This is a genomic window from Duganella sp. 1224, from assembly GCF_013408245.1.
In the GTDB taxonomy this organism is placed as follows: domain Bacteria; phylum Pseudomonadota; class Gammaproteobacteria; order Burkholderiales; family Burkholderiaceae_D; genus Rugamonas.
Genome location: NZ_JACBYS010000001.1, coordinates 1,471,852 through 1,497,699 on the forward strand (window position 1 = coordinate 1,471,852; position 25,848 = coordinate 1,497,699).

Annotated in this window: 21 protein-coding genes; 8 read left to right on the top strand and 13 right to left on the bottom strand. The window is 67.4% G+C overall.

Annotation, left to right across the window (positions count from 1 at the left end):
* Positions 1 to 144: 144 nt before the first annotated feature.
* Positions 145 to 708, bottom strand: coding sequence for a hypothetical protein (locus FHW58_RS06625; protein WP_179672265.1), 564 nt, complete (start codon positions 706 to 708; stop codon positions 145 to 147).
* Positions 701 to 3,007 (bottom strand): FdhF/YdeP family oxidoreductase, encoded by a 2,307-nt coding sequence (locus FHW58_RS06630; RefSeq protein ID WP_179672266.1) that lies wholly within the window; start codon positions 3,005 to 3,007, stop codon positions 701 to 703. Before FHW58_RS06630 ends, FHW58_RS06625 begins: the two co-directional genes overlap by 8 nt.
* A 119-nt stretch (positions 3,008 to 3,126) precedes the next feature.
* Here FHW58_RS06630 and FHW58_RS06635 point away from each other — a divergent pair, with 119 nt between their 5' ends.
* Entirely contained in the window at positions 3,127 to 5,862 is a 2,736-nt protein-coding gene (locus FHW58_RS06635; RefSeq protein WP_179672267.1) for a PAS domain S-box protein, read from the top strand.
* Here FHW58_RS06635 and FHW58_RS06640 read toward each other — a convergent pair.
* Positions 5,859 to 6,497, bottom strand: coding sequence for an FABP family protein (locus FHW58_RS06640; RefSeq protein WP_179672268.1), 639 nt, complete (start codon positions 6,495 to 6,497; stop codon positions 5,859 to 5,861). The two genes, FHW58_RS06635 and FHW58_RS06640, sit on opposite strands and share 4 nt — an antisense overlap.
* A 43-nt stretch (positions 6,498 to 6,540) precedes the next feature.
* Positions 6,541 to 7,509, bottom strand: coding sequence for an MBL fold metallo-hydrolase (locus tag FHW58_RS06645; RefSeq protein ID WP_179672269.1), 969 nt, complete (start codon positions 7,507 to 7,509; stop codon positions 6,541 to 6,543).
* Positions 7,510 to 7,639: 130 nt separating this feature from the next.
* On the opposite strand from FHW58_RS06645, the gene FHW58_RS06650 reads away from it, so the two are divergent.
* A complete protein-coding gene (locus FHW58_RS06650) occupies positions 7,640 to 8,938 on the top strand; it encodes an NCS2 family permease (RefSeq protein WP_179672270.1) in 1,299 nt (432 codons plus the stop codon).
* Here the strand turns inward: FHW58_RS06650 and FHW58_RS06655 are convergent.
* A complete protein-coding gene (locus FHW58_RS06655) occupies positions 8,923 to 9,186 on the bottom strand; it encodes a hypothetical protein (protein ID WP_179672271.1) in 264 nt (87 codons plus the stop codon). The genes FHW58_RS06650 and FHW58_RS06655 overlap by 16 nt on opposite strands.
* Positions 9,187 to 9,313: 127 nt before the next feature.
* Here FHW58_RS06655 and FHW58_RS06660 point away from each other — a divergent pair, with 127 nt between their 5' ends.
* Both FHW58_RS06660 and FHW58_RS27770 read left to right on the top strand, forming a co-directional pair.
* Positions 9,314 to 9,772 (top strand): Lrp/AsnC family transcriptional regulator, encoded by a 459-nt coding sequence (locus FHW58_RS06660; protein WP_179672272.1) that lies wholly within the window; start codon positions 9,314 to 9,316, stop codon positions 9,770 to 9,772.
* Between the two features lie 76 nt (positions 9,773 to 9,848).
* Positions 9,849 to 10,649, top strand: a complete 801-nt coding sequence (locus FHW58_RS27770) for a beta/gamma crystallin-related protein (protein WP_179672273.1) — start codon at positions 9,849 to 9,851, stop codon at positions 10,647 to 10,649.
* Here the strand turns inward: FHW58_RS27770 and FHW58_RS06670 are convergent.
* Entirely contained in the window at positions 10,618 to 11,625 is a 1,008-nt protein-coding gene (locus tag FHW58_RS06670; protein ID WP_179672274.1) for an SDR family NAD(P)-dependent oxidoreductase, read from the bottom strand. The genes FHW58_RS27770 and FHW58_RS06670 overlap by 32 nt on opposite strands.
* Positions 11,626 to 11,735: 110 nt before the next feature.
* Between FHW58_RS06670 and FHW58_RS06675 the strand changes: the two genes are divergently transcribed.
* On the top strand, positions 11,736 to 12,641 hold the full coding sequence (locus tag FHW58_RS06675) for a LysR family transcriptional regulator (RefSeq protein WP_179672275.1): 906 nt from the start codon (positions 11,736 to 11,738) through the stop codon (positions 12,639 to 12,641).
* Here the strand turns inward: FHW58_RS06675 and FHW58_RS06680 are convergent.
* Positions 12,628 to 12,960 (bottom strand): DUF4124 domain-containing protein, encoded by a 333-nt coding sequence (locus FHW58_RS06680; RefSeq protein ID WP_229265068.1) that lies wholly within the window; start codon positions 12,958 to 12,960, stop codon positions 12,628 to 12,630. The two genes, FHW58_RS06675 and FHW58_RS06680, sit on opposite strands and share 14 nt — an antisense overlap.
* 170 nt (positions 12,961 to 13,130) lie before the next feature.
* Between FHW58_RS06680 and FHW58_RS06685 the strand changes: the two genes are divergently transcribed.
* Both FHW58_RS06685 and purT read left to right on the top strand, forming a co-directional pair.
* A complete protein-coding gene (locus tag FHW58_RS06685; RefSeq protein ID WP_373996637.1) occupies positions 13,131 to 13,889 on the top strand; it encodes a YdiY family protein in 759 nt (252 codons plus the stop codon).
* A 14-nt stretch (positions 13,890 to 13,903) separates the two neighbouring features.
* Positions 13,904 to 15,115: a formate-dependent phosphoribosylglycinamide formyltransferase gene (gene purT / locus FHW58_RS06690; protein WP_179672276.1), complete on the top strand. Its 1,212-nt coding sequence runs from the start codon at positions 13,904 to 13,906 to the stop codon at positions 15,113 to 15,115.
* Positions 15,116 to 15,118: 3 nt separating this feature from the next.
* On the opposite strand, the gene FHW58_RS06695 is transcribed toward purT, so the two are convergent.
* From FHW58_RS06695 to FHW58_RS06715, 5 genes are all read right to left on the bottom strand, one after another.
* The gene (locus tag FHW58_RS06695) at positions 15,119 to 15,886 is read right to left on the bottom strand and encodes a LytTR family DNA-binding domain-containing protein (protein WP_229265201.1); all 768 of its coding nucleotides are present in this window, start codon (positions 15,884 to 15,886) and stop codon (positions 15,119 to 15,121) included.
* 20 nt (positions 15,887 to 15,906) lie between these two features.
* A complete protein-coding gene (locus FHW58_RS06700) occupies positions 15,907 to 17,076 on the bottom strand; it encodes a sensor histidine kinase (protein ID WP_229265069.1) in 1,170 nt (389 codons plus the stop codon).
* Positions 17,077 to 17,093: 17 nt separating this feature from the next.
* Positions 17,094 to 18,566: a carotenoid oxygenase family protein gene (locus FHW58_RS06705; protein ID WP_179672278.1), complete on the bottom strand. Its 1,473-nt coding sequence runs from the start codon at positions 18,564 to 18,566 to the stop codon at positions 17,094 to 17,096.
* A gap of 12 nt (positions 18,567 to 18,578) precedes the next feature.
* Positions 18,579 to 18,986: a DUF2141 domain-containing protein gene (locus tag FHW58_RS06710; protein WP_179672279.1), complete on the bottom strand. Its 408-nt coding sequence runs from the start codon at positions 18,984 to 18,986 to the stop codon at positions 18,579 to 18,581.
* 89 nt (positions 18,987 to 19,075) lie between these two features.
* Positions 19,076 to 20,794, bottom strand: a complete 1,719-nt coding sequence (locus tag FHW58_RS06715; protein ID WP_229265070.1) for a PAS domain-containing hybrid sensor histidine kinase/response regulator — start codon at positions 20,792 to 20,794, stop codon at positions 19,076 to 19,078.
* Positions 20,795 to 20,910: 116 nt separating this feature from the next.
* On the opposite strand from FHW58_RS06715, the gene FHW58_RS06720 reads away from it, so the two are divergent.
* Positions 20,911 to 24,444, top strand: a complete 3,534-nt coding sequence (locus FHW58_RS06720) for a CHASE domain-containing protein (protein WP_179672280.1) — start codon at positions 20,911 to 20,913, stop codon at positions 24,442 to 24,444.
* Between the two features lie 14 nt (positions 24,445 to 24,458).
* Here the strand turns inward: FHW58_RS06720 and FHW58_RS06725 are convergent, their stop codons facing one another.
* Positions 24,459 to 25,841 (bottom strand): MATE family efflux transporter, encoded by a 1,383-nt coding sequence (locus FHW58_RS06725; protein ID WP_179672281.1) that lies wholly within the window; start codon positions 25,839 to 25,841, stop codon positions 24,459 to 24,461.
* Positions 25,842 to 25,848: the final 7 nt, after the last annotated feature.

Consider the following 25,848-nt stretch of genomic DNA (forward strand, 5'->3'; position numbering starts at 1 on the left):
ACGCGACGAATCTGCCTGCGCGCGCGCCGCATCCGGGGCGCTGGCGGCGGCCAGAAGTGCTTTGCCCTGCTCCGGGCTCAAGTGCGGCAACTGCTGCAGAAAGGCGACCACGCTCCACAACTCCAAATCGCTCAACCGGAAAGCTCAAGCCGGCATCCCGGTCATCTTGCGGATTTCCGTCACGCGGCCCGGCAGCATGTCCTTTTTGCCGTGCAGGTTGGGCACCCACAGCGTATGAATCACATCGTCGCTGCGCAAGGTGATGATGGCGGCGCGGCCCACCGGCAGATGCAGCTCATTGGCGGTGGTGAAGCGCGCGCCGCTGAGCGGATCGTCGTACACCGCCTGCCACCACCACTGGCGGCCGGTCAGCTCGATGCGCAGCGCCTGCTCGGCCGGCAGCTGCGCCAGCGCGCGGCTGGTCTGCACGTCCGCCCACAGCAGCGCCGCCAGCCCGAGCGCGGACAGGCCGCTGGCCCGGACGATGGCGCGGCGCGGCCGGTCAATGTTCTCGCTGCCCTCCAGCGGCGCCAGGTCGGGCGCGCTGTGCACCCTGCCGCGCCGCGCGCGCCACAAGGCCAGCAGCACCGCGCCGGCCACCAGCACGACCACCAGCGCGCACAAGGCCAGCGTACCGTGCCATAGCCGCAGGATATGCTCGGCCTGCACTCCGGCCGGATGCAGCACATCCTGCATGGCGTCAGCCACCGGCCGCCGGCCCGGGGGTTGCCGCTTCCAGCCGGATGGCGATCGATTTGGCGGCCGGCACCTTGCTCTCCCTGGCGTGGTGCGCCAGCGGCAGCAAGGGATTGCACTCGGGGTAGTAGCCGCCCACGCAGCCGGCCGGCACATCGTAGGCCACCAGCCGCAGATTGCGCACCCGCCGCGCGACACCGTCGTCGGCCACGCCGACCGCGTCCACGCGCTGGCCCGCCTCCAGCCCCAGCCGGCGCAGATCGGCCGGATGCACCAGCAGCACGCGCCGCCCGCCGCTGATGCCACGGAATCGGTCGTCCTCGTTGTACAGCGTGGTGTTGAACTGGCCGTCGCTGCGCAACGTGAACAGGCGCAGCACCTGGCCCTCTGGCGCCGCCTGGTCGGGATCCGCCAGCAGGCCGTCCGGCACGATGAACTCGGCCTTGCCGCTTGGCGTCTTCCACTTGCGCTCGGCGGCCGCCACCGGCCGGCGGAAGCCGCCCGGCGTCCACATGCGCTGGTTGAAGTCGTGGAAGATCTCCGGGTAGGTCTGGGCAATGGCATCGCGCACCAGGCTGTAATCGTCCACCCAGGCCTGCCACGGCACCAGTGGATTCGGCGCCAGCGTGGCCTGGGCGATGCCGGCCACGATCGCCGGCTCCGAACGCAGCAGTGCACTGGCCGGCGCCATCATGCCGCGTGAGCCGTGCATGCAACCGGTGCTGTCCTCCACCGACAGCGCCTGCTCGCCGCTGGCCTGGCGGTCGATCTCGATGCGGCCCAGGCACGGCAGGATGTACGACACCTCGCCATGCACCAGGTGGCTGCGATTGAGCTTGGTCGACACCTGCACCGTCAGCCGTAGGCGCGACCAGGCTGCCTCGATGCGGTCGGTGTCCGGCACCGCCCGCACGAAATTGCCGCCCAGGCCGATGAAGGCGCGCACCGAGCCATCCAGCACGCCCTCGCAGGTTTCCACCGTGTTCAGCCCCTTGGCGCGCGGCGGCTCGAACTGGTATTGCGCCTGGAGCTGGTCCAGCGGCGCCAGCTCCGGCTTTTCCGTGATGCCGACAGTGCGCTGGCCCTGCACATTGGAGTGGCCGCGCACCGGGCAGATGCCGGCGCCGGGCTTGCCGATATTGCCGCGCAACAGCAGCAGGTTGGTCAGCATCTGGATATTTTCCACGCCGTTGCGGTGCTGCGTCAGCCCCATGCCGAACACGCCGATGACGCGCTCGGCGGCCGCGTAGGTCGCCGCCGCCTGCTCCAGCGCGGCGCGGGTCAGGCCCGACTCGCGCTCGATGCCGCTCCAGCTGGCGGCGCGTACCGCGTCCACAAACGGCGCCAGGCCGTGGGTGTGCTGGTCGATGAAGGCGGTGTCCAGCACGCGCGGCTGGCCGGCCGCCAGCGCCGCGTCGTCGGCCGCCAGCAACGCCTTGCACAGGCCGAGGATGGCGGCGATGTCGCCGCCGGCGCGCAGTTGCAGGTACTGCGTGCTGATGGTGGTATCGCCCGGCGACAGCATCTCCAGCGGCGACTGGGGATTGACGAAGTGCATCAGCCCCGGCTCGTGCAGCGGATTGAAAGTGATGATCGGCACGCCGCGCCGGCGCGCCTCCTGCAACTGGTGCAACATGCGCGGGCTGTTGGTGCCTACGTTCTGGCCGAAAAAGAAGAGGCAGTCGGTCTGCTCGAAGTCCTCCAGCGTCACGGTGCCGATCGGCACGCCGATGGTCTTGGGCAGCGCCACCGAGGTGCTCTCGTGGCACATGTTGGAACTGTCCGGCAGGTTGTTGTTGCCGTACAGGCGCGCCAGCAGCTGGTACATGTACGAGGTTTCCAGCGAGGCCCGGCCGGAGCTGTAGAACACCACGCCGGGCGGCGCCAGCGCGCGCAGCTCGCGGCCGATCTCGGCAAAGGCGCTGTCCCAGTCGACCGGCACATAGCGGTCGCTGGCGGCGTCCCAACGCAGCGGTGTGGTCAGCCGGCCCTGCTCTTCCAGCGCGAAGTCGCTCCAGTCCAGCAACTCGCGCACCGTGTAACGGGCGAAAAACGCCGGATCGCAGCGCTTGCCGGTCAGTTCCCAGGCAGTGGCCTTGGCGCCGCTTTCGCAGAATTCGAATGGCCGGGGATGCGCCGGCTTGGCCCAGGCACAGCTGACGCAGGCGAAGCCTTGCGGCTTGTTTTGCTTAAGCAACACTTGACCGCTTTTCAGCGGCGCCTGCTCCTGCAGCAGCGCGCTGCCCACTTCCTTCAACGATCCCCAGCCGCCGGCGGTGTGGCTGTGGGGTTCCGGTACGCCTGTTTTCATCGGTCTCCTCCTGTGGAGTGCCGATTTTGAAACGCCAGTTACCCCGTCTCCGTACGCCACCGTACCCAGTGCGGGAATTTCGTGTAATACTGATTTCAACCGAGACCAACCTCAGCAACATGGCCGTTTTTGCAACGCTACCGCGTAGCCTCAAGTTCCGCATGACCGTGGTGGTGGTCATGCTGGTGCTGGCGGCCACGCTGATCGTGACGCTGGTGGCGCTGCTGCTGGCGGAGCGCGACATGAAAAGCGTGATCGGCGACCAGCAATATGCGCTGCTGTCGTCCATTGCCGCGCAGGTGGACACGCAGATGACCGCGCGCAAAGTGCTGCTGGCCAGCCTGGCCGACACGCTGCCGCGCGAGGCCGGCGACAATCCGGCCGCCATGCAAGCCTTCGTGGCCCGGCACGCGGTGGCGCGCGGCGAATTTCTCGACCTGCACATCTTCAACCAGCAAGGCACGCTGCTGCACACCGAAGGCGATCACGCGGCGGCCACGCTGGCGCTCAAGCCGCGCGCCCGCGCCTTTCTCGACAACGCGCTGGCCGCCGGCAAGACGATCATCTCGCCGCCCTACCGGAGCGTGCAGACCGGCCTGCCGTCGATCATGATTTTGCAGCCGGTGCGCGATGTCCAGGGCCGCACCATCATGCTGCTGGGCGGCAGCATCGACCTGACCAACTCCGGCTTCCTGGAGCAGATCGCCGCGCAAAAGCCGGGCAAGAGCGGCTTTCTGTTCATCATGAGCCGGGACGGTATCCTGATCCATCACCCCAACCCGCGGCGGCTGCTGGAGCACATCAACGTCCGCCCCGGCTACAACCACGCGACCGACATGGCGCTGCGCGGATTCGAGGGCTGGACCGAGGCGGTCAACAAGGACGGCAGCCCGGGCATTTACTCGTACAAGCATCTGCAATCGACCGACTGGATCATCGGCGCCCGCTTCCCGGTCGACGAGGCCTTCGCGCCGATGATCACGATGCGCCGTCATGCCATGCTGGCCGCCGGCGGGTTTGCCGCCTTTGCCGGATTAATGGCCTGGCTGGCGATCCAGACGCTGTTCAAGCCGCTCGGCAGCCTGCATCGCAATATCAGCGACATCCGCAGCGGCGCGGCCGACATCGGCGTGCTGCAACGCGATGGCGGCGACGAAATCGGCGAACTGGGCGCCGCGTTTTACGAACTGGTGGCCGAGCGCGAACGCGCGCAGAAAGCCATCCGCGACAGCGAATCGCTGATCAGCAATATCCTGGAGCGGGCGCCGGACGCCTTTGTCAGCTGCGACAACAGCGGCATCGTCACCAAGTGGAACGCCGCCGCCGAACGCAGCTTCGGCTGGACGCGCGAGGAAGCCATCGGCCGCGACATCGCGGCGCTGATCGTGCCGCCGGCGCAGCGCGGCGGTCAGCGCAACGGCATGCTGTCGTTCACGCTGGGCGGCGGCGGCGCGATGGTCAACACCCGCATGCGCCTGACGGCGCTGCACAAGGACGGCCACGAGATCCCGGTCGAGGTGTCGGTGGGCTCGCTGCGCCACGACGGCGCCTGGCACGCCACCGCCTTCCTGCACGACATCACCGAGCGGGTACAGTACGAGCAGCAGATCGCCGCCAGCGAGAAGCGCCTGCGCATGGTGGCCGACAGCATCCCGGCCATCATCGCCTACATCGACCGCGACCTGCGCTACCGCTTCACCAACGCCCACTTCCGCAGCATGATGGGCTTCGACCCGCGCGCCATGCTGGGCAAGACCATCGCCGAAGTGGCCGGCCAGGCGTTCGCCGACAGCGTGGCCCATTTGAACGCGGCGGCGCTGCGCGGCCAGCGCGTGCACTACGAGCGCGAGGCGATCCACAAAGGCCTGCAGCGCCAGGTGATGGGCGACCTGATACCCGACGTGGGCACCGACGGCACGGTGGCCGGCTTTTACCTGATGGCGCTCGACATCACGGAGCGCAAGAACGCCGAACTACGCCAGGCCGCCAGCGAAAAGCGCCTCAAGCTGTTGACCGACAACCTGCCGGTGCTGATCGCCTACCTGGACCGCGAGCGCCGGTTCCAGTTCCTCAACGCCACCTTCCGGCACTGGTTCGGCATCGATCCGCAAACGCTGATCGGCCGCCACCTGGCCGAGGGCATCGGCGGCGAGCAATACCGCATCGCGCAGCCGCATCTGGACCAGGCCTACGGCGGCAAGGCCGCCAGCTACGAACTGCAAACGCAAATCGGTGGCCGCCGGCACACGCTGGAAACCACCTTCCTGCCGGAACTGTCGGCCGAGGGCGAGGTGCTGGGCATCTACGCGCTGACGCACGACACCACGCGCATGAAGGATATCGAGGAGCGCCTGAAGCAACTGGCGCGCATCGACACCCTGACCGGCATCGCCAATCGCCTGATGTTTGAAGAGGTGCTGCACGGCGCCATCCTGCGCGTGCGGCGCCACCGCCAGCCACTGGCGCTGGCCTATCTGGACATCGACTACTTCAAGGAGATCAACGACACGCTGGGCCACGGCGCCGGCGACCAGGTGCTGAAGGAATTCGCCGCGCGCCTGGTGGCCAGCGTGCGCGCCTCGGACACGGTGGCGCGCCTGGCTGGCGACGAATTCGTCATCGTGTTCGAGCAGGTGGCCAACGCCGGCGAAGCGGCGCGCCTGGCGGGCAAGATCGTCGACGCCATGCATGCGCCATTCACGCTGGACGGCGCGCCGCGCCACGTCAGCACCAGCATCGGCCTGGCGCTGCACGACGGCGACGATGAAACGCCGGCCGCGCTGGTGGCGCGCGCCGACAGCGCGCTGTACACGGCCAAGCGCAATGGCCGCGACGGTTACGCCATCGCCGACTAGGCCGGCACGCCGCTGGCCAGCGGATTCGGCAGCGGATCGGCCACGCGGTGCAGCAGGTTGCGGTCGGTGTGGTGGAACTCTTCCTCGCCGCGCAGCAGCATCACCGTGTCTTCCTCGTAGCCCCAGGTGCCGTCGTCATTGATGGTGACCTTGATGCGGTACTCGGTGGTCTTGAAGCCGTATTCGAGGAAGGGATTGGAGCGGATGCCGTAAGTGTCCGACTCCAGCCGCGCCACCAGCTCGAACTGCCTGGCGTCCGGCTCCACCACGGCCGAGGCCATGGCGATCTGGCCGCGCGGGATGCCCAGCGTCTGGATCACGGTCTTGGTCTTCGGCTCCCACAGCCAGTAGCCGACCTGCTCGTGGTAGGTCTTGACGTTGTCCGGCTTGTTGATGATGATCAGATAACGCAGGCCGTAGAACAGCTGCGGCCCATTGGTGACCGGGTCGATCGGATACAGCTCGATGCGCTCGACGTACGCCTGCTTGCGGGCGCCGTCCGCCTTCGGCTTGGTATCCAGGCCGCGCTCCCCTTTCCAGATGCCCGCCATCGGCGTCAGCGGGCCGAGGTTGTTGAGGGTGTTGACATCGATCGGATGCGGTTCGGTGTAGATATCGGTGGAAAACTCGGTCATGCGTGGTCCTGTGAAGAATAAGTGCCCCGCTATTGTAAGGGGCTTACAGCGCGATTTCCATGCCGTCGTAGGCCGACACGATCTCCAGCGGCGCCTCGCAGGTCACCTCGGCGTAATGACGCGTCTCGGCCAGCACGCGCGCGATGCGGGCGTCGTCGTACACCGGCTCATGATGGAACAGGCAAAGCTGGCGCACACCTGCCAACTGGCATAGCTCGACCCCCACCACATTGCTGGAATGGCCCCAGTCGGCCTTGACCGAGATCGACTCGGCCAGCGAGTACATGGCGTCGAAAATCACCAGGTCGGCGTCGCGGAAGAAGTCGACGAAGGCCGCGAGTTCGGCGGCGTTATCCAGCTTGTGTTCGGAATCGGTGCTGTACACCAGCGCCTTGCCGCCCTGCTCCAGCCGGTAGCCGTAGGAGTCGCCGGCGTGCAGCTGCAGCTTGGCCGTCACCGTCACGTCGCGCAGTTGCAGCGGCACGCCGGGCGTCATCTGCACGAAGGAGATGTCGGCCGCCAGCTGCTCGAAGCGCACCGGGAAGCTGACCGGGTCCTGCTGGCGGCGCAGCGCCTGCTCCAGCTCCTGGTGGCAGCCGTAGATGATGATGCGGTTGCCCGGGATGTAGGCCGGCGTGAAGAACGGGAAGCCCATGATGTGGTCCCAGTGCAGGTGCGACAGGAACACGTGGTAGGTCTGCGGCCGCCCGGCGCCATAGCGCGCCAGCTTGGCCCCGGCCAGCGGCCGCACGCCGGTGCCGAGGTCGAGGATGATGTGTTCGTGCACCGCGTCGCCGTCCCAGGCCTCGACTTCCACGCAGCTGGAATTGCCGCCGTAGGTGCCGCGCACGTCGAACGGCAACGCATGGTCGACATAGTCCGCCACCTTCGCGGGCGTGTCGAGATCGCGGCCGATCGCGCCTTCCAGCGCCGCCACCAGCTTGGCGCGGATTTGTTTGTGGTTCAGGGCCACCGGCAGCGAGCCGCGCGCGCCCCAGATGCGTGCCTTCATGCGGCGCCCATGCTAGAGTGTGTTAGACAACTAATTTTGCATTATCACATCTTTTTGTGTTTTTAGCACCTGCCGGGCAAGCGTGCCATCATGCTATTCTTCGCCCTCGATTCAAGCTACGGGAGTGCCTATGCCGACATTACAACAATTCTTCAAGCTCGCCGAGCATGGCACCAGTGTCCGTACCGAAGTCGTGGCCGGCGTCACCACCTTCCTGACGATGGCTTACATCATCTTCGTCAATCCGGCCATTCTGGGCGACGCCGGCGTGCCGAAGGACGCGGTGTTCGTGGCCACCTGCCTGGCGGCGGCGCTGGGCACCCTCATCATGGGCTTGTACGCCAATTACCCGATCGGCATGGCGCCCGGCATGGGCCTGAACGCCTACTTCGCCTACGCCGTGGTGCTGGGCATGGGCGTACCGTGGCAATCGGCGCTGGGCGCGGTGTTTATCTCGGGCTGCCTGTTCATCGTGGTCAGCCTGTTCAAGGTGCGCGAGCATATCGTCAACGGCATCCCGCATTCGCTGCGGGTGGCGATTACCGTCGGCCTGGGGCTGTTCCTGGCGCTGATCGCGATGAAGAGCGCGGGCCTGGTGGTGGCCAATCCGGAGACGCTGGTGCGCGTGGGCGACATGCACAATCCGCACACCATCATGGCCATCTTCGGCTTTCTGCTGATCGTCACGCTGGACCGGCTCAAGGTGCCGGGCGCGCTGCTGATCGGCATCGTGGCGGTGACGGTGCTGAGTTTCTTCTTTGGCGGGAACACCTTCCACGGCTTCATGTCGCTGCCGCCGTCGATCGCGCCGACGCTGTTCCACTTGGACCTGCAGGGCGCGCTGGGCCTCGGCCTGTTCAACGTGGTGCTGGTGTTCTTCCTGGTCGAACTGTTCGACGCCACCGGCACCCTGATGGGCGTGGCCTCGCGCGCCGGCCTGCTGGTCAACGGCCGCATGGAGCGCCTGAACAAGGCGCTGCTGGCCGACAGTAGCGCCATCGTTGCCGGCTCGCTGCTGGGCACCTCCAGCACCACCGCCTACCTGGAAAGCGCGGCCGGCGTGCAGGCAGGCGGCCGTACCGGCCTGACCGCGCTGGTGGTGGCCGTGCTGTTTTTGGCGGCGCTGTTCTTCGCGCCGATCGCCGGCGTGGTGCCGGCCTATGCCACCGCGCCGGCGCTGCTGTTCGTCGCCTGCCTGATGCTGCGCGACCTGATCGACGTCGACTGGAGCGACACCACCGAGAGCGTCCCCGCCGCCATTACCGCGCTGGTGATTCCGTTCACCTACTCCATCGCGCACGGCATCGCGTTTGGCTTCATCACCTACGCCGGCCTCAAACTGCTGACCGGCCAGGCGCGCCAGGTCAAACCGGTGGTGTGGATTATCGCCGTGGTATTCCTGATCAAGTACAGCTACGTCGCCGCCTGAGCCGCCTTCATCTCGCGGATCGGCAGGATGCCGATCAGGTTATGCAGCCGCATGCGGCACAACGTCAGAATATCCTCCTCCGGCGCCGCCAGCCGCATCTGCACCTCCATGCCGTGCGGCGTGGCGGTGGTGCGCAGTGCGCGCAGCTCAATCTCCAGCCGGCGCACCACCTGCAACGCCGACTCCAGCGTGGCGATGGGCGCATCCGGCTCGATGCAAAAACGGTAGCTCTTTTGTGTGATTTCCATGCTCACAGCATAGCCAGAAAAGCAGAAAATAGGCTCCCTGGATTTATGCCAAATCTTCGATTTATCAGCAGACTATTCTCCACGATATAAAATAGAGGGAATATTCATCTTCAATATCGGATTTTTCATGGAAATCGACGAACTGGATCGCCGCATCCTGCGCGCATTGCGCCTGGACGGCCGCCTGAGCAACACCAAGCTGGCCGAGAAAGTCGGCCTCTCCACCACGCCATGCTGGAACCGCGTGCGCGCGCTGGAGGAAGGCGGCATGATCGAAGGCTACACCGCGCTCCTGAGCCAGACGGCGCTCGGCTATCCGGACACCGTCATCATCGAGGTCACGCTGGACCGCCACGACGACGACATCTTTGAAAAATTCGGCCAGGCGCTGGCCGGGCTGCCGGAAGTGATGGAAGCCTACCTGCTGACCGGCGACTACGACTACCTGATCAAGGTGGCGGTGGCCGGCACCGCCGGCTACGAGGAATTCCTGCGCAAGAAGCTCTACAAGCTGCCCGGCCTGAAACACAGCCGCTCCACCTTCGTGCTGCGTTGCCTGAAGCGCGCGCACTCGGTGGAGCCGTGAGCACTATGTACGCTTGCGTACAGAACGGAACGCGCAAACCGGCGATCCTCAAGCCTCATCCAATCAGGAGAAGACAATGAACAAGACCATGAAGATCGCCGTGGCCGCCGCCGCACTGGGCCTGGCCTCGCAAGCCTTCGCACAAATCACTTTCTATGAGGGCGAAGGCTGGCGCGGCCGCGCCTACTCCGCCAACGGCCAGGTGCGCGACTTGTCGCGCAGCGGCTTCAATGACCGCGCCTCGTCGGTGGTGGTCGATCGCGGCCAGTGGGAAGTCTGCGAGGACGCCAACTTCCGCGGCCAGTGCATGGTGCTGCGCCAGGGCAGCTACGAGTCGCTGCGCGGCATGGGGCTGAACAACCGCATCTCGTCGGTGCGCCCGATCCGTCCGCGCGACCGCTATGAGAACGAGGCGCCGCCGCCGATCGCGCAACCGAGCTATGAATGGCGCCGCCGCCCGAGCGAGCGTATCGTCGACGTGCCGGTGCGCGACGTGCGCGCGGTGGTCGGCTCGCCGGAGCAGCGCTGCTGGGTTGAGCGCCAGCAGGTGCAGGAACCGTCGCGCCCCAATGCCGGCGGCGTGATCGCCGGCGCGCTGATCGGCGGCATTCTGGGCCACCAGGTCGGCGGCGGTACCGGCCGCGATGTGGCCACGGCCGGCGGCGCGATCGCCGGCGCGGCCATCGGCAACAACGTCGCCAATCAGAACAACACCTACACGCGCGACGTGCGCCGCTGCGAAAACGTCAGCAATCCGCGCCCGGAATATTGGGAAGTCACTTATGACTATCGCGGCGTGCAGCATCGCGTGCAGATGAGCACTCCACCGGGCAACACCATCGCCGTCAACGCGAAAACGGGCGAACCCCGGATGTAACCTGCCGCGCGCCGTCGTCCGCCGCCGCTGACGGTGGCAGGCAGCCCTGCCCTTGCAGCGTGCGGCGGACCGCGATATCCAGCGGCGTATGCGGTTCGCTGCCCAGCACCGACAGCAGGCGCGCGTTGGACATGCGCACCGGGTGGCGCCACAGATAGCGCATTTCGCGCAGCTCGCGGAACACCGTCACAAACGGCGCCGCCAACGTCGTCAGCCACCACGGGAAGGCGCCTGCCTTCAGATCCGGCTTGCCGGCCGCACGCGCGATGGCCGCCACCATCTGGGTGCCGTCGGCGTCCCAGTGTCCCTCCATGTGAAACACCGCAAACTGCGGCAGCGCGTCGGCGCGCTCCAGCAGGCGCGCCATGGTTTCCGCCACATCCGGCAGATAGGCCCATTGATGGCCAACGCCCGGCGACGCCGGATTGCTGATCGCCGTCACCGGCTTGCCCGGCTTGACCAGGCCTTGCGCGAACCAGTTGTTGCCGGCGTCCGGTCCGAAGAAATCGCCGGCCCGCACGATCAGTACCGGCAGGCCGGATGCCCGCAGGCGGCGCTCCATCTCCACGCGGATCGCGCCCTTGCGCGTCACTGGCTGCTGCGGCGCGTATTCGGTGATGTGCAGGTAGGCGTCCGGGCCGTAGTTGTACACGGTCCCTGGCAGCAGGATGCGGGCGCCGCTGGCGCGCGCCGCCGCCATCGTATTCTCCAGCATCGGCAGCACCAGCTGGCCCCAGTTGCGGTAGCCCGGCGGATTCACCGCGTGCACGATCAGGTCAACTCCCTGCGCGGCAGCGACCACGTCGTCGCGGTGCATCGCGTCGCCGGCCAGCCATTGCAAGCCATCGCCTTGTTTGGCCGCCCGCTCCGGCGCACGGTGCAGCGCCTTCACCCGCCAGCCGCGCGCCAGCAAGGTCCGCGCCACCTCGCCACCAATGCCGCCCGTTGCGCCCAGTACCAATGCCACTTTGTTCATGTTCTTCTCCCTGTTGTGAAAGTTGCGCCGTAACGACGTGTTGCACAGTGTGGCCGCATGCGGGCTAAAAGAAAATTACCGAAAGCTGCATAGCCGCTATACAATTTCGTATGACCATCGAGCCAAACTGGGATTTGTACCGCTCCTTCCTGTCCGTGCTGAAGGAAGGCTCGCTATCGGGTGCCGCGCGGGCGCTCGGTCTGACGCAGCCCACTGTCGGCCGCCATATCGACGCGCTGGAGCAAACGCTTGGCCTGTCGCTGTTCACCCGCTCGCAGGCCGGTTTTATCGCCACCGAGGCGGCGCACGCGTTGCAGCCCTACGCCGAAACCCTGGCCGCCGCCTCCTCTGCGCTACTGCGCGCCGCCTCCGGCCTGGGACGCGGCGCGGACGCCGCCATCCAGGGCATGGTGCGCGTCACCGCCAGCGAGGTGGTGAGCGTGGAAGTGCTGCCGCCGCTGCTGGCGCGTCTGCGCGAGAGCCATCCCGGCATCACCGTCCAGCTGGCGGTATCCAATCGCATTGAAAACCTGCTGCGGCGCGACGCCGACATCGCCGTGCGCATGCAGCGCCCGGAGCAGGATGTGCTGGTGGCGCGCCGGGTCGGCAACATCGAACTGGGATTCCATGCGCACCGGCGCTACCTGGAGCGCCACGGCATACCGCGCACGTGGGAAGAGATCGCGCGCCATGCGCTGATCGGCATCGAGACGGAAAACGCCTTCACGCGCAAGCTGCAACCGCTGCTGGGCAACCTGGCGGCGAACCAGTTTGCACTGCGCAGCGACAGCGATCTGGTTCACCTCGCGTCCATCCGCGCCGGCATCGGCATCGGCATCTGCCAGGTGCGGCTGGCCGCGCGCGATCCGGACCTGGTGCGCGTGGCGCCGGACCTGCTGACCATTCCGCTGGACACATGGCTGGCCATGCACGAGAACCTGCGCGGCAATCCGGCCTGCGCCGCCGTCTATACCGCGCTGGCGGCGGGACTGGAAGATTACATCAACGGGAACTGAGCAGGCGGCGCTGCTTGTGCAGCTCGTCCTGCATGGTGAGCGTCTGGCGCGCCGCCTGCAAGGTGGCGACGTCGGTGCTGACGGTCTTGCGCACCAGGGGGCGCGGCAGGTCGGCCCAGCGGCTGCGCGGCGCCGGCGCGGACGCCTCGGAGCTGGTCATGGCCGCCGCCACGTGCTCGGTGCTGTCTTCCACGCGGCTGCCCTGCGGGCATTCCGCGTCGGTCAGCAGCACGTGGCCTTCGGTGTCCACGCAGCGGTTGACAGTGGCGCCGGCCACGCCAGTCATCGCGGCCAGTGCCGCGCACAGGATGAGTTTCATGATCGATGCCCCTTTGACAAGAGCCTCCATCATCCGCCGGCGCGCTTTCACGGTCTGTACGGCCTCGCACATCCCATCTGGAATGCGGCAAGTTGGTTCCGTGTCGGTTACAATACCGCCTTCTTTCAGTATCACGACAGCGGCTGGCCGCCACGCGGCACCGCGTCTTCATGCCTATGAAATCTCTGCTGATTCTTTCCGCGCTGGCGCTGGCCCACGGCTGCGCCGCCGCCGATACGCTGGACCCAGTCAATGCCCACGGCTGGAACACCTCCGCCGAACTGGGCGCCATCTCCACCTCCGGCAACACGGTCGGTACCTCGGTGACCGGCAAGATCGACGCCAAGCAGGAACTGCACAACTGGAGCAACGAATACATCCTGTCCGGCTACTTCAAGGACGAAGAAGTCACCAACGCCGATGGCCAGGAGGTGCGCGAGCGCTCGGCGCAACGCTACGCCGCATCGGCCAAAGCCGGCTACAAGCTGCTGCACGACGACCATGGCAAACTGTACGCGCTGGTCACGCACGTCGACGATAAATTCGGCGCCTACACCCGCTACTCCACCATCGGCGTCGGTTACGGCACCCAGACCTACCAGTCGGATACGCACACGCTGGACGTGGAAGTCGGTCCTGGCTACTTCCGCGGCGTGCGCGCCGGCGGCGAAACCGAGAACGGCCCGACCATCCGCGGCGCCGCGCTGCTGAAATGGAAACTGAGCGACAGCGCGCAGTTCAGCCAGAACGTGGTGGTGGAACGCGGCACCGACAACATCCACTCGCTGGCGGAAACCGCGCTGCGCACCAAGATCAACAGCACCATGCAGATGAAGGCGGCGTTCAACATCCGCAACGACACCAACGTCCCCGCCGACAAGAAAAACACCGATACGCAAACCTCGGTGACCCTGGTTTATTCCTTCTGATTTGACGACCCGCCATGAAAACTCCCCGCACGCTCGGCACGCCGCTGTCGCCCACCGCCACCAAAGTCATGCTGCTCGGTTCTGGTGAACTGGGCAAGGAAGTCATCATCGCGCTGCAGCGCCTGGGCGTGGAAGTCATTGCCGTCGATCGCTACCCGAACGCGCCCGGCCACCAGGTGGCGCACCGCGCCCACGTCATCAACATGACCGATGGCGACGCGCTGGCGGCGCTGATCGAACAGGAGAAGCCGGACCTGGTGGTGCCGGAGATCGAGGCCATCGCCACCGACAAACTGGCGGAGCTGGAGCAGGCCGGCAAGATCACCTGCATTCCGACCGCGCGCGCCGCGCAGCTGACCATGAACCGCGAAGGCATCCGCCGCCTGGCCGCCGAAACGCTGGGCCTGGCCACCTCGCCCTACCGTTTCGCCAGCAGCCTGGAAGAACTGCGGGCCGGCGCCGATGCCGTGGGCTTCCCTTGCGTGGTCAAGCCGGTGATGTCGTCGTCGGGCAAGGGCCAGTCGAAGATCGACAGCGCCGACGAGGTGCAAGCCGCGTGGGACTACGCCGCCGCCGGCAGCCGCGTGGACTCGGGCCGCGTGATCGTCGAAGGCTTCATCGACTTCGATTACGAAATCACGCTGCTGACCGTGCGCTCGCTGGGCGAGGACGGCCAGGTGGTGACGCAGTTCTGCGATCCGATCGGCCACGTGCAGGTGCAAGGCGACTACGTGGAATCGTGGCAGCCATGCCGCATGCATCCGGCGGCGCTGGAACGCGCGCGCGACATCGCCGGCAAGGTGACGGCGGATCTGGGCGGCCTGGGTCTGTTCGGCGTCGAGCTGTTCGTCAAGGACGAGATGGTGTGGTTCTCGGAAGTGAGCCCGCGTCCGCACGATACCGGCATGGTGACCATGGCCACCCAGGTGCAGAGCGAATTCGAGCTGCATGCCAAGGCCATTCTCGGCCTGCCGGTGAATGTGGCGCTGAAGTCGCCGGGCGCGTCGGCGGTGATCTACGGCCAGCACGAGGCGGCCGGCATTGCCTTTGAAGGCGTGGCCGAGGCGCTGCGCGTGCCGCACAGCGACATCCGCCTGTTCGGCAAGCCGGAATCGTTCGCGCGCCGCCGCATGGGCGTGGCGCTGGCCACCGCCGACGACGTCGACACCGCGCGCATCAACGCCAAGCTGGCGGCGTCCAGGGTCAAGCCGGTGCTGGGCAGCTAAGCTTCACATCCCCCGGAACAGATCCACGTAGTTGCGGCTGACCACCAGCTGTTCCGGGCGGCCTTTCAGCTGCACCATCACGCGCCCGCGAAAGTCCTGGCGGGTGCCAGCCACGTGGCGCGCCGCCACAATCACGCTGCGGTGGATCTGCCAGAACTGCTGTTCGTCGAGCTGCTCGCGCAGCTTGCTGATCGGCGTGCGGATCAGGCTTTCGCCGTCCGCCACGAACACGCTGGTGTATTTGTCGTTGCTCTGGAAGTAGATCACGTCTTCGATTGGGATCAGGCGCGTTTCGTCGCCTTGCGAGGCGCGTATCCATTGCAGCGGCGCGGGCGCCGGCGTGGGCGTGGGCAGTGCCGCCGTCAGGCCACCCGCCGCCAGTTGCGCCAGCAAGGCTTGCAGCGCCGCCGCCGGCACCGCGCCCTCCACCGGCGACGCCGGCCGCAAGCGGGTCTTCAGCTTGGCGACCGTGCGCTCCAGCCGCTCGAGGTTCACTGGCTTCAGCAGGTAGTCCACCGCCGAATGCTCGAACGCCTCCACCGCATACTGGTCGTACGCGGTGACAAACACGATGTGCGGCGGCGTGCGGCTGTCTACCAGCCTGGCCGCCACATCCAGCCCGCTCAGGCCGGGCATGCGGATGTCGAGGAACACCACCTGCGGCGCCTCCTCGTCGATCATGCGCAGCGCTTCGATGCCGTTGGCGGCACGCGCCACCACGCGCAGCTCGGGCCAGACGGCCTTCAGCTGGCTTTCCAGGTAGTCGCGCAGATGGGCTTCGTCGTCTGCGATCAGGGCACGGATGGTATCGATGATGTCGGACTCACATTCAGGGGCAGCACGAGGCGGACCGTCATGCCGCAGGGTTGATTTTCCAGTAATTCTACCTTGGCGGCGCCACCGTACAAGCTGCGCAACCGCTCGCGCAGATTGCTCAGCCCCACGCCGCCGCCCGGCTTGCGTGGCGCCGTGTCGTCCAGGCCCACGCCGGTATCGCTGATGCGCACGCACAACTGTTCGCCCTCCACGCGCGCGCTGACCACGATCTCGCCGCCCTCCACCTTCGGCTCCAGGCCGTGGGCGATGGCGTTTTCCACCACCGGCTGCAGCAGCATGGGGGCGATGCGGACCTGGCGCAACTCATCCGGCAGCTCGATGCGGTAGCGCAGGCGCTCGCCCATGCGCACCGCCAGCACGTCGAGATAAGCGCCGATCAGCGCGGCCTCGGAGCCCAGCGTGGCCTCCTCGCTACGGCTGGCGGCCAGGCTGGCGCGCAGATAGTCGATGAAGCGCTCCAGCATGTGTTGCGCCTGCGCCGGCCGCGGGCCGATCAGGCCGACCACATTGGCCAGCGTGTTGTACAGGAAGTGCGGCTCGATCTGCGCCTGCAGCGCGCGCAGCCGCGCCTCGGCCAGCATGCGCGCGCTAGCCGCCTCAAATTCCTTCTGCCGCGCCGCCTCCATCGCCACCGCGTGACGGCGCTCGGCGGCGCTGCGCACGAGGTACATCAGCAAGGCTATACAGGCTGCGATGACCAGGCACTGGATCACCACCGCGCGGTTGGTCAACAGATGCAGCGAATTGCCGCGGTTCCAGATGGCGTTGCCCAGCACAACGCCCAGCAGCACGGCGACCGCCATCAGCGCCAGGTTGAACAGGAAACGCGGCAGCCCGCGGGCGCGGCGCGGCCAGCCGCGCAGCAGGCGATTGCCAGCCACCATGCCGCCGTGAACGATCAGGCCCACCAGGTTGGACATCAGCAGCAATGACCACCAGCGCTCCGCCAGGCTGGCATCGTCCTGCGACAGCAGGCGCACGCACGCGGTGAGCACCACACCGATCAGCGTACTCCAGATGACGGTGTACGCCAGGTCGCGGCGCGGCGATGGCCGCCAGCGGCGGAAGAACGGGATCAGCTCCAGCGGGTGCGCCCGCACCGGGGCTTGCTCTTGTTGGGTCATACTTGCCTTCATGTGATTCATGCCGCCAGAAAGTTACCATGAAAGCAAACCGGCGCGCGATATGGCAACCGCGCCAGCGCTACCGGACCGGCCTTGATGTTGTGCGCATCAAACACCGTCAGCACGCTCTGCGCGCGGCGCGTGTCCTGCGCCACGCCGACCACGTAACCGTCGGTTTCCGACCGCGCGCCGCGGCGCGGCACCAGCACGTGCTCTTCGACCTGCCATCCGGGACCGAAGGCATAGCCATCGGCCTTGCCGTTGTCCGTGTCGATCAGGTTGACGCTATCCAGTATCAGTTCGCGGCCGCTGGCGCCCAGCACCAGCAGCTTGCGGTGGCGCGCCGACACCACCTGCGGCATCACGCGCGGGAATTCGCTGACGCCGAACAACCGCGCCTCGCGCGCCTGTCCGCTGGCGTAATCCAGCGTGATCTGCACCGTGCTGCTTGGGTTGTCGGACACCATGCGCGACGCGCCGCGCATCGGCAGGCCCACCTTGCGCAGGGCGTCGCCTTCGTGCAGCACCACGTCGAACCGGGTGCTGGCGCCGTCTTCCCAGGCGTTCCCGAAATGGAAGACGGAGCGCGCCGGCAGCTCGAACACCTGGCGCAGGGCCAGCGTATCCTTGGAGATGACCAGCACCCGCAATGGTTCCTTGTCGCCGGCCCACGCCATGCGCTCGGCGAAGCTGGCCCCCGCCGTGTCGCGCAGGTCGTAAGGCGCCACCAGGAAAATCAGGTGGCGGCCGCTGACCACGAAGTCGTGCACCATGTTCAGCTTCGGCACCGCGATCATGGCGGTGCGGGCGACTTCACCGGCGGCGTTCAGACGATAGATCACCAACTGGTCGGCACCGGGCGAGGTGCCGAAGTTCCACAGCCCGCCGTCCGGATCCGGCTTGGGATGGGCCGAAAACGGCATGGCCTTCAGGTCCGGGCGCCAGGTCTTGATGCCGCGCGTGGCCAGCGTGTCCGGATCGACCTCGGTGGCGGAGCCGCCCTCCCACAAGGCGTACACGCGGCCGTTGAACGGCAGCAGATTGGTGTTGGCGACGTTGACGGTGTCGTTGTTTTTCATGGCCTTGCGGTCGATCCAGGTGCCGAAGGCCGGGAACAGGAAGCGCCCCGCCTTGCTCTCTTCCTCGAACTTTTGCGTCGACACGAAGCGGCCGATGTGACTGACCTTGCCGTCGCCGATCTGCCAGCGCTGGGCAAAGCCGTCGCCATCGAACCAGTGATGATAGCGTTCACCGCCGAGTTCAAAACGTCCCGGCCCGTTGCGGTAAAAGACGCCGTTCAGGTCCGCCGGCAGGCGTCCCAGCACGGTGGCGTCGCCGGCCACGTCGCCGGTGTGGTCGGCGTAGGCCAGCAGGCGCGCGTTGCCGTCCAGCGCGTGGTGGAAGGCCTGGTAGGTCAGGCTGTCCGCCAGCGCGGGGCGGGACGCGAGGCCCAGGGCGGCGAAGCTGAGGAAGTGGCGGCGATTGGTCATGGCGAACTCCGTTCAGCGCAGGTTGACGGTGGCGGTGGCGCCATCGGCCGGCAGCGCGATGCGCGCGTCCTCGAAGCGCGGCGCGCCGCGCTTGCCGGCGGCGTTGTTGCTGAAGGCGTAGTCCTCGGTCGGCATGCCGACCATGTTGCGGTCCATTTTGCCGTTGCCGTTGGCGTCGTGATAGACGGCGAAGGCGTAGTCGCCCGGCGCCAGGTCGGCCACTTTCACTTCCACCGTGCCCGCGTGGGCCGGCGCCTGCAGGCCGCGCACCGGCTTGCTGAGGAAGGAGTCGGCCGAGTTGTAGAGGGCGATCTTGATGTCGCCGTCGGCGCTGGCCACGCCGTCGATGCGGATGGTCAGATCGGCGCCAAAGACGGGCGCGGTGGAAGCAAACAACAAGGCAAGCAGCAATCGGTTCATGGCGGGCTCCGGTGGGCAGAAGTGGTTGAGGTGTGCTGCCACTTTATCCACGGCCCGAGGCCGGCGTGCCGGCTTGCGACGAAATGCGTTCAGCGGGCGCGAATCGCCTCCCAGTGGCGCGAAATGGTGTCCAGCATCTGCTCCACGTCGACCGGCTTGGCGATGAAATCGTCCATGCCGGCGTCGATGCACTGGTCTTTTTCGGATTGCATGACCCCCGCTGTCATTGCCAGCACCGGCAGCTTCAGGCCCAGCGTGTGGCGGATGTGGCGCGTGGCCTCGTAGCCGTCCATCACCGGCATTTGCACGTCCATCAGCACGATGTCGTAGTCGGCGGCGCGCTGGCGCAGGCAATCGACCGCCAACTGGCCGTTTTCCGCCACCTCCACGCTGGCGCCAGCGTGTTCCAGCATGCCGCGCGCCACCAGCTGGTTCAGCGGATGGTCCTCCACCAGCAGCAGCCGCAGGCCGGCCAGGCGCGGCGCGGCGTCCGCCACGGCTTCGGGCGGCGCCTCCTGCAAGGCCGGCGTAGCGGGCAGCATCCAGCCTTGCGCGGCGGCGGTTTGCAGCGCCGGATGCTCGATGGTGGCGTCGGCGTCGGCCACGCCGAACGGCAGCGTCACCACGAATTCGCTGCCGGTGCCGGGGGCGCTGCGCACGGTGATCTCGCCGCCCATCAGTTCCGCCAGACGGCGGCAGATGGCCAGTCCCAGGCCGGTGCCGCCGAAGCGGCGCGTGGTCGAGGCGTCGGCCTGGTTAAAGGCGGAGAACAGGCGGCTTTGCTGCTCCAGGTCCATGCCAATGCCGGTGTCGCGCACGGCGATGCGCAAGCGCAGGCTGTCGGCGGCGGCGCCGCCCTGTTCCAGCGTCACCCGCACCGAGACGCCGCCGCGCTCCGTAAACTTGACCGCATTGCCCACCAGGTTGATCAGGATCTGCTGCAGGCGCATGCCATCGCCCACCAGCACCGGCGGCACGTCGTCGCCGGCATCGATGGCCAGACTGATGCCGCGCGCATTGGCCGGCAGCGTCATGACGTTGGCCAGCGAATCGAGCACCTCGCGCAGCAGGAAGGGCTGCGGCGCCAGTTCCATGCGCCCGGCCTCGATCTTGGAAAAGTCCAGCACATCGTTCAGGATGCCCAGCAGGACCTGGCCGGACGAACGTATCATGCCGACGTACTCCTTCTGCTGGTGGCTCAGCGCGGTGTTCTCCAGCAGATAGGCCACGCCCAGCACCGCGTTCATCGGCGTGCGGATCTCGTGGCTCATATTGGCCACGAACTCGCTCTTGGCGCGGCTGGCCGCCTCGGCGCGCTGCTCGCTGTTCTTGCGGTCGGTGATGTTCATGGCGGTGAGGTAAAAGCCGGCCACGCGGCCGTCCGGCGCGCGGTCCGGCACCAGGTCGACCAAAAAATGCAGCACGCCGTCGGCGCCATGGAAGTCGCGTTCGTAATGCAAGCGACGTCCGGCCAGCGCCGCGTGCAAATCGCCCAGCCAAGGCTCGGCGGCCGGGCCGAAGACGTCACTGACGGTTTTCCCCAACATATCGCGCGGCTCCAGTCCCCACTGGGTGCGATAATGGGCATTGGCGAAGCGGTAGCGCAGGTCACGGTCCAGGTAGGCGATCAGCAATGGCAGCGTGTCGGCCAGCACGCGCGCGCGCCGTTCGCTTTCCTGGCTGCGGTGCAGGGCCGCGTCGAGCGCCGCCTTCTGGCGCGCATTGCGAACCAGCGACAGCAGGCCGACCAGCGCCGCAAACACCACCGACACAGCAACGATCATGGCATCGTTGGAAGGCAGGGACAAGGTTCACTCGCTATCAACTAGATGACAAAATATAACCCGCCACGGGTCCATATGCCAAACCATTATGACAATATTTACGCTATAGTGGCTCATCGTTGACAACCACCGAATCTCCCATGCGCGCGCTCGTGCTGCTCACGCTGTGCTACGCCCTGGTCGCCCGCGCCAGCCTGCTGCTGGCGTTCGCGCATACCAACGCCACGCCGGTGTGGCCGCCGTCCGGCATCGCCTTCGCGGCGCTGCTGATCATGGGCTACCGCGCCTGGCCAGCGATCTTTGTGGGCGCCCTGACGGCCAACCTGGCCGTGTTCCACGCCAACGGCCTGCCGCTGCACGGTGGCGTGCTGCTGGCCGCGTCGCTGATCGCCGGCGGCAATACGCTGGAGGCCTTGTCCGGCGTGTGGCTGGTGCGGCGCTACTTCGACATCAAGCAGCCCATGGGGCAGCAGCAGAACGTCTACAAATTCGCCGTGGTGGCAATGGCCATGAGCGCCGTCAGCGCCGGCATCGGCAGCAGCACGCTGGTGTACAGCGGCCTGGCGCCGGCCGCCGCCCACGGCGCCATCGCGCTCACCTGGTGGGTCGGCGACATGGCCGGCATTCTGCTGTTCGGCCCAGCCATCATCGTCTGGTGCGTGCGGCGGCTGCCGCGCTGGCACTGGCGCGCGGCGCTGGAAATAGCGCTATCGCTGGTGGTGCTGGCGGCGCTGTCGTACGCGGTGTTCGGCCGCCGCTACTCGTACGACGTTGGCATGGGATGGCTGCCCTACCTGTTTGTGCTGGCCATTGCCTGGTCGTCGCACCGCCACGGACTGCGCGGCGCCAGCGCCGTCTGCATGATCACCGCCGGCAGCGCGGTGGCCGGCACCATCCACGGCTACGGGCCGTTCGCGGTCGGCACGCTGAACGACGCCCTGATTGCGCTGGTCAGCTTCATCATGCTGTGCAGCCTGATCGCGCTGGTGCTGTGCGCCGACGCCAGCGAACGCCAGCGCGCCGGCAACGACAAGGCCAGCTACAGCGCCGCCCAGTGGGGCACGCTGCTGGTGGGCGTGGGCCTGACGGTGGCGGTGTGGCATCTGCTGTCGGCCAGCACCGAGCGCCGCGCGCAGGAGCAGTTCGAGGCCGAATGCGCCGACATCGCCAGGCGCATCGCGCGTCGCATGACGCTCTACGAATCGGGCCTGCGCGGCGCCCAGGCGCTGTTCAAGGCGCAGCCGGATCCCACCCGCGACCAGTGGCGCGACTTCGCCGAGGGCATGGACCTGGAGCACAACTTCCCCGGCGTGATGGGGCTGGGCTACGGCATGTACCTGCGCGCCGACCAGCGCGAGGCCACCGAAAAGGAAATCCGCTACCAGGGCTATGAGGACTTCCACATCTGGAACAACAACCACGGCCCCGATGTCGGCGCATCGGTAGTGGTGATGTACCTGGAGCCCTTCGCCGGGCGCAATCTGCGCGCCTTCGGCTACGACATGCTGTCCGAGTCGACCCGCCGCCAGGCCTTGCTGGATGCCGCGCGCAGCGGCTCGCCGGCGCTGACGGCCAAGGTGGCGCTGGTGCAGGAGCACGACAGCTCCGGCATGCCCGGCTTCCTGATGTACTTCCCGGTCTACCGCAAAGACGCGATGCTGGACCAGAACAGCACACCGGCCCAGCGCATGGCGGCGCTGCAGGGCTTTGCCTACAGCCCGATCCGCGCCGACGAGTTGATGCGGGATTTGCTCGGCACCGCCGACCAGACCGTGCGGCTGGAGATTTTCGACGGTGCCGGCACGCAGGCGGACGCGCTGCTGTATGCCAGCGAGCGCGCGCCGGCCGATCCGCAGCAGTATCCCAACCCCTACCTGCGCACCATGTCGCTGGACCTGTTGCACCACCAATGGACGCTGCGTTTCACCTCGCAACCGGCATTTGAAAATGCCATCGACCGCCAGAAGTCGCACATCGTGCTGCTGGCGGGCGTGATTATCAGCCTGCTGTTCTTCGGCGTGGTGCGCGCACTGACGGCGCGCCAGGCTTACGCCACCGCGCTGGCGCGGCAGATGACCGGGGCCCTGCGCCAGTCGGAAAGCTCGCTGATCGCCGCCCGCGACCAGGCGGAGGCCGCGAGCCGCGCCAAGAGCGAATTCGTCGCCAACATGAGCCACGAGATCCGCACCCCGCTCAACGCCGTGCTGGGCATGGCGCATTTGCTGGGCAATACCACGCTGTCGGCCGAGCAGCTGAAATACGTGGAGATGATACGCTCGTCCGGCCATTCCCTGCTCAGCATCCTCAACGACGTGCTGGATTTCTCCAAGATCGAGGCCGGCCGCATGGAACTGGAGCCGCTGCCGTTCCAGCTGTCCGCCATGCTGGAGGCCATCGCCACCATCATGACGGTCAACGCCGGCGAGAAGGACCTGGAGCTGGCCATCGGCGTCGAGCCGGGCGTGCCGCAGGCGCTGGTGGGCGACGGCCACCGGCTGCAGCAGGTGCTGGTCAACCTGGTCGGCAACGCCATCAAATTCACCGAAAAGGGATCGGTGTCGGTGCTGGTGGAACTGGCCGCGGCGCCGGCCGCGCTGCGCTTCACGGTGCGCGACACCGGCATCGGCATCCCCGCCGACCGCGTGGCGCAACTGTTCGCGCCCTTCTCCCAGGCCGACGCCTCGATGACGCGCCGCTTCGGCGGCTCCGGCCTGGGCCTGGCCATTTCGCGCCGCCTGGCCGCGCTGATGGGAGGCGCCATCGACGTGCGCAGCACGCCTGGCGTCGGCAGTGAATTCATCCTCACCGTGCCGCTGCAGGCCGGCGCCGAGGCGCCGCACGAACGCCTGGGCAGCGTGCAGCACCTGCTGGTGGTGGACGACGACGCCACCAGCGCCGACTACCTGTGCCGCAGCATCCGCGCGCGCGGCTGGACCTGCGACAGCGCCAGCACCGGCGAGCAGGCGCTGGATTACCTGCACAGTCAGGGCGCCCGCTACGACGGTGTACTGGTAGACTGGAACATGCCCGGCATGTCCGGCCTGGCCACCATGCAGGCCATTCGCAACGACCGCGCCATCGCCGGCATGCCGGTGATCCTGATGATCAGCGCCTTTGGCCAGGGCAAGCTGCTGCACACCGACGGCGCGCAGATGGCCGACGCGGTGCTGCTCAAGCCCGTGACCGGCGCGCGGCTGGCGGAGACCTTGCAGCAGGCGCAATCGAGCCTGCGCGACGCCGCGCCGGCGGCCGATGCCGACCTTGCCGGCCAGCGGCTGGACGGCGTGCGCATCCTGCTGGTGGAGGACAATCCGGTCAACCAGCTGGTGGCCAGCACCATGCTGTCCCACGCCGGCGCGCTGATCGACACCGCCGACAACGGCCGCCTGGCCGTCGAGCGCCTGCGCACCGACGCCCACCTGTACGACCTGGTGCTGATGGATGTGCAGATGCCGGAGATGGACGGCTTCGAGGCCACCGGCAAGATCCGCGATGAACTGAAGCTGCACCTGCCGGTGCTGGCGATGACGGCCGGCGTGATGGTGTCCGAGCGCGAGCAGTGCATCGCCTGCGGCATGAATGACTTCATCGCCAAGCCGATCGACGTGGAAGACATGTTGCGCGCGATCGTGCGCAACCTGCCGGCGGCGCGCAAGGCGGCGGCCGGCCGCTGACAGTCAGCTGACCGTCAGCCTTCGACCACGATGGCGGGGCGCAGCCGCTTGCGCGAGGTGCGCGCATGCGGCACCCAGGCGTGGGTCTGCCAGCGGCGCCACATGATCAGGCCGCGTATCCATTCGTCGGCGGCGTAGGCGATCCACACGCCCGGCAGGCCCCAGCCCAGCACCACGCCCAGCAGCCAACTGCCGCCGGCCAGCACGAACAGCATCGAGAAGGCGCCAGCCATCACCGGAAAACGGGCGTCGCCGGCCGCGCGCAGCGCGTTGATCACCACCAGGTTGAAGGTGCGGCCCGGCTCCAGCACCACCGTGATCCACAGCAGCGTGGCGCCGGCGGCGATGATGTCCTGGTCCTGCGTGAACCAGCCCAATAGCCAGCGGCCCAGCAGCGCGGCGCTGGCGGCGATCAGCACGCACACCACCAGCCCGCGCGCCAGCGAGCGCCGCACCACGCGGTGCGCCTCGCGCAGATGGCCGGCGCCGATCAGGTAACCGACGACGATTTCCACCGCCAGCCCGGTGGCGATACTGAACATCATCACGCCGCCCATCAGTTGCAGCACATACGCTTGCGTGGCCAGCGCCCTGGCACCCAGTTCGGCGGCGGTGGCCACGCTGACCATGAAGGCCAGGCGCCAGGCGATATTTTCGGCCGCGCCGGGCAGCCCGATATGCAGCACCGCCGACAGCTCGGGACGCGGCAAGCGCCACCAGTCCTCGCGCCGCACCGTGATGCCGAGGTGGACGCGCCACATCATCAGGTGCAGCGCCAGGCCGATCATGCGGCTGATGGCCAGGGCCAGCGCGTAGCCCGGCAGACCGAGCGCCGGCAGCGCCCCCCAGCCGTACATCAGCGGCAGCGCCATCAACAGGTGGCTGACGTGCATGATGATCAGCACCACCAGCGTGTCGCGGGTGCGCAGGTGGGCGCGCATCACGCCGGCCATGGAGGCGTTCCAGGCGTCGAACAGCATGGCCGGGCCGAGCGCCATCAGGAACGGCGCGGCGATCGGGAAGACTTCCGCGGGGGTGTTCAGCAGGTGCAGCAGGCCGTGCGCGCCGACGATGGCGATCAGGCCGGTGGTGGCGCCCAGCCAGGTGCTGGCGCCGACCACCGCGCAGGCGACCTTGTTGGCCGCCGCGCGCTGGCCGCCGCCGAGATTCTGCGTGACCACCACGCTGACGCCGGCGCCGATGATGCGGAACAGGATGAACAGCGCCGCCGACACCTGGCTGGCGATGGCAAACGCGCCGCCCGCCTCATCGGAAATGCGCGACGCCAGCGCGGTGCCGACCACGCTGGAGGCGATGGCCAGCCCCAGCTCGACCAACAGGGGCCACGCGAGGTTGAACATGGGTGGCGTACGGATCGGGGTGGGGGTGGCGGACATGGCCAGA

Coding starts and splice junctions, on each gene's coding strand:
- FHW58_RS06635 (WP_179672267.1), top strand. CDS start 3,127: ATGGCCGTTTTTGCAACGCTACCGCGTAGCCTCAAGTTCCGCATGACC.
- FHW58_RS06630 (WP_179672266.1), bottom strand. CDS start 3,007: ATGAAAACAGGCGTACCGGAACCCCACAGCCACACCGCCGGCGGCTGG.
- FHW58_RS06680 (WP_229265068.1), bottom strand. CDS start 12,960: ATGAAACTCATCCTGTGCGCGGCACTGGCCGCGATGACTGGCGTGGCC.
- FHW58_RS06655 (WP_179672271.1), bottom strand. CDS start 9,186: ATGGAAATCACACAAAAGAGCTACCGTTTTTGCATCGAGCCGGATGCG.
- FHW58_RS06720 (WP_179672280.1), top strand. CDS start 20,911: ATGCGCGCGCTCGTGCTGCTCACGCTGTGCTACGCCCTGGTCGCCCGC.
- purT (WP_179672276.1), top strand. CDS start 13,904: ATGAAAACTCCCCGCACGCTCGGCACGCCGCTGTCGCCCACCGCCACC.
- FHW58_RS06725 (WP_179672281.1), bottom strand. CDS start 25,841: ATGTCCGCCACCCCCACCCCGATCCGTACGCCACCCATGTTCAACCTC.
- FHW58_RS06650 (WP_179672270.1), top strand. CDS start 7,640: ATGCCGACATTACAACAATTCTTCAAGCTCGCCGAGCATGGCACCAGT.
- FHW58_RS06710 (WP_179672279.1), bottom strand. CDS start 18,986: ATGAACCGATTGCTGCTTGCCTTGTTGTTTGCTTCCACCGCGCCCGTC.
- FHW58_RS06670 (WP_179672274.1), bottom strand. CDS start 11,625: ATGAACAAAGTGGCATTGGTACTGGGCGCAACGGGCGGCATTGGTGGC.
- FHW58_RS06660 (WP_179672272.1), top strand. CDS start 9,314: ATGGAAATCGACGAACTGGATCGCCGCATCCTGCGCGCATTGCGCCTG.
- FHW58_RS06640 (WP_179672268.1), bottom strand. CDS start 6,497: ATGACCGAGTTTTCCACCGATATCTACACCGAACCGCATCCGATCGAT.
- FHW58_RS27770 (WP_179672273.1), top strand. CDS start 9,849: ATGAACAAGACCATGAAGATCGCCGTGGCCGCCGCCGCACTGGGCCTG.
- FHW58_RS06685 (WP_373996637.1), top strand. CDS start 13,131: ATGCCTATGAAATCTCTGCTGATTCTTTCCGCGCTGGCGCTGGCCCAC.
- FHW58_RS06675 (WP_179672275.1), top strand. CDS start 11,736: ATGACCATCGAGCCAAACTGGGATTTGTACCGCTCCTTCCTGTCCGTG.
- FHW58_RS06700 (WP_229265069.1), bottom strand. CDS start 17,076: ATGACCCAACAAGAGCAAGCCCCGGTGCGGGCGCACCCGCTGGAGCTG.
- FHW58_RS06705 (WP_179672278.1), bottom strand. CDS start 18,566: ATGACCAATCGCCGCCACTTCCTCAGCTTCGCCGCCCTGGGCCTCGCG.
- FHW58_RS06645 (WP_179672269.1), bottom strand. CDS start 7,509: ATGAAGGCACGCATCTGGGGCGCGCGCGGCTCGCTGCCGGTGGCCCTG.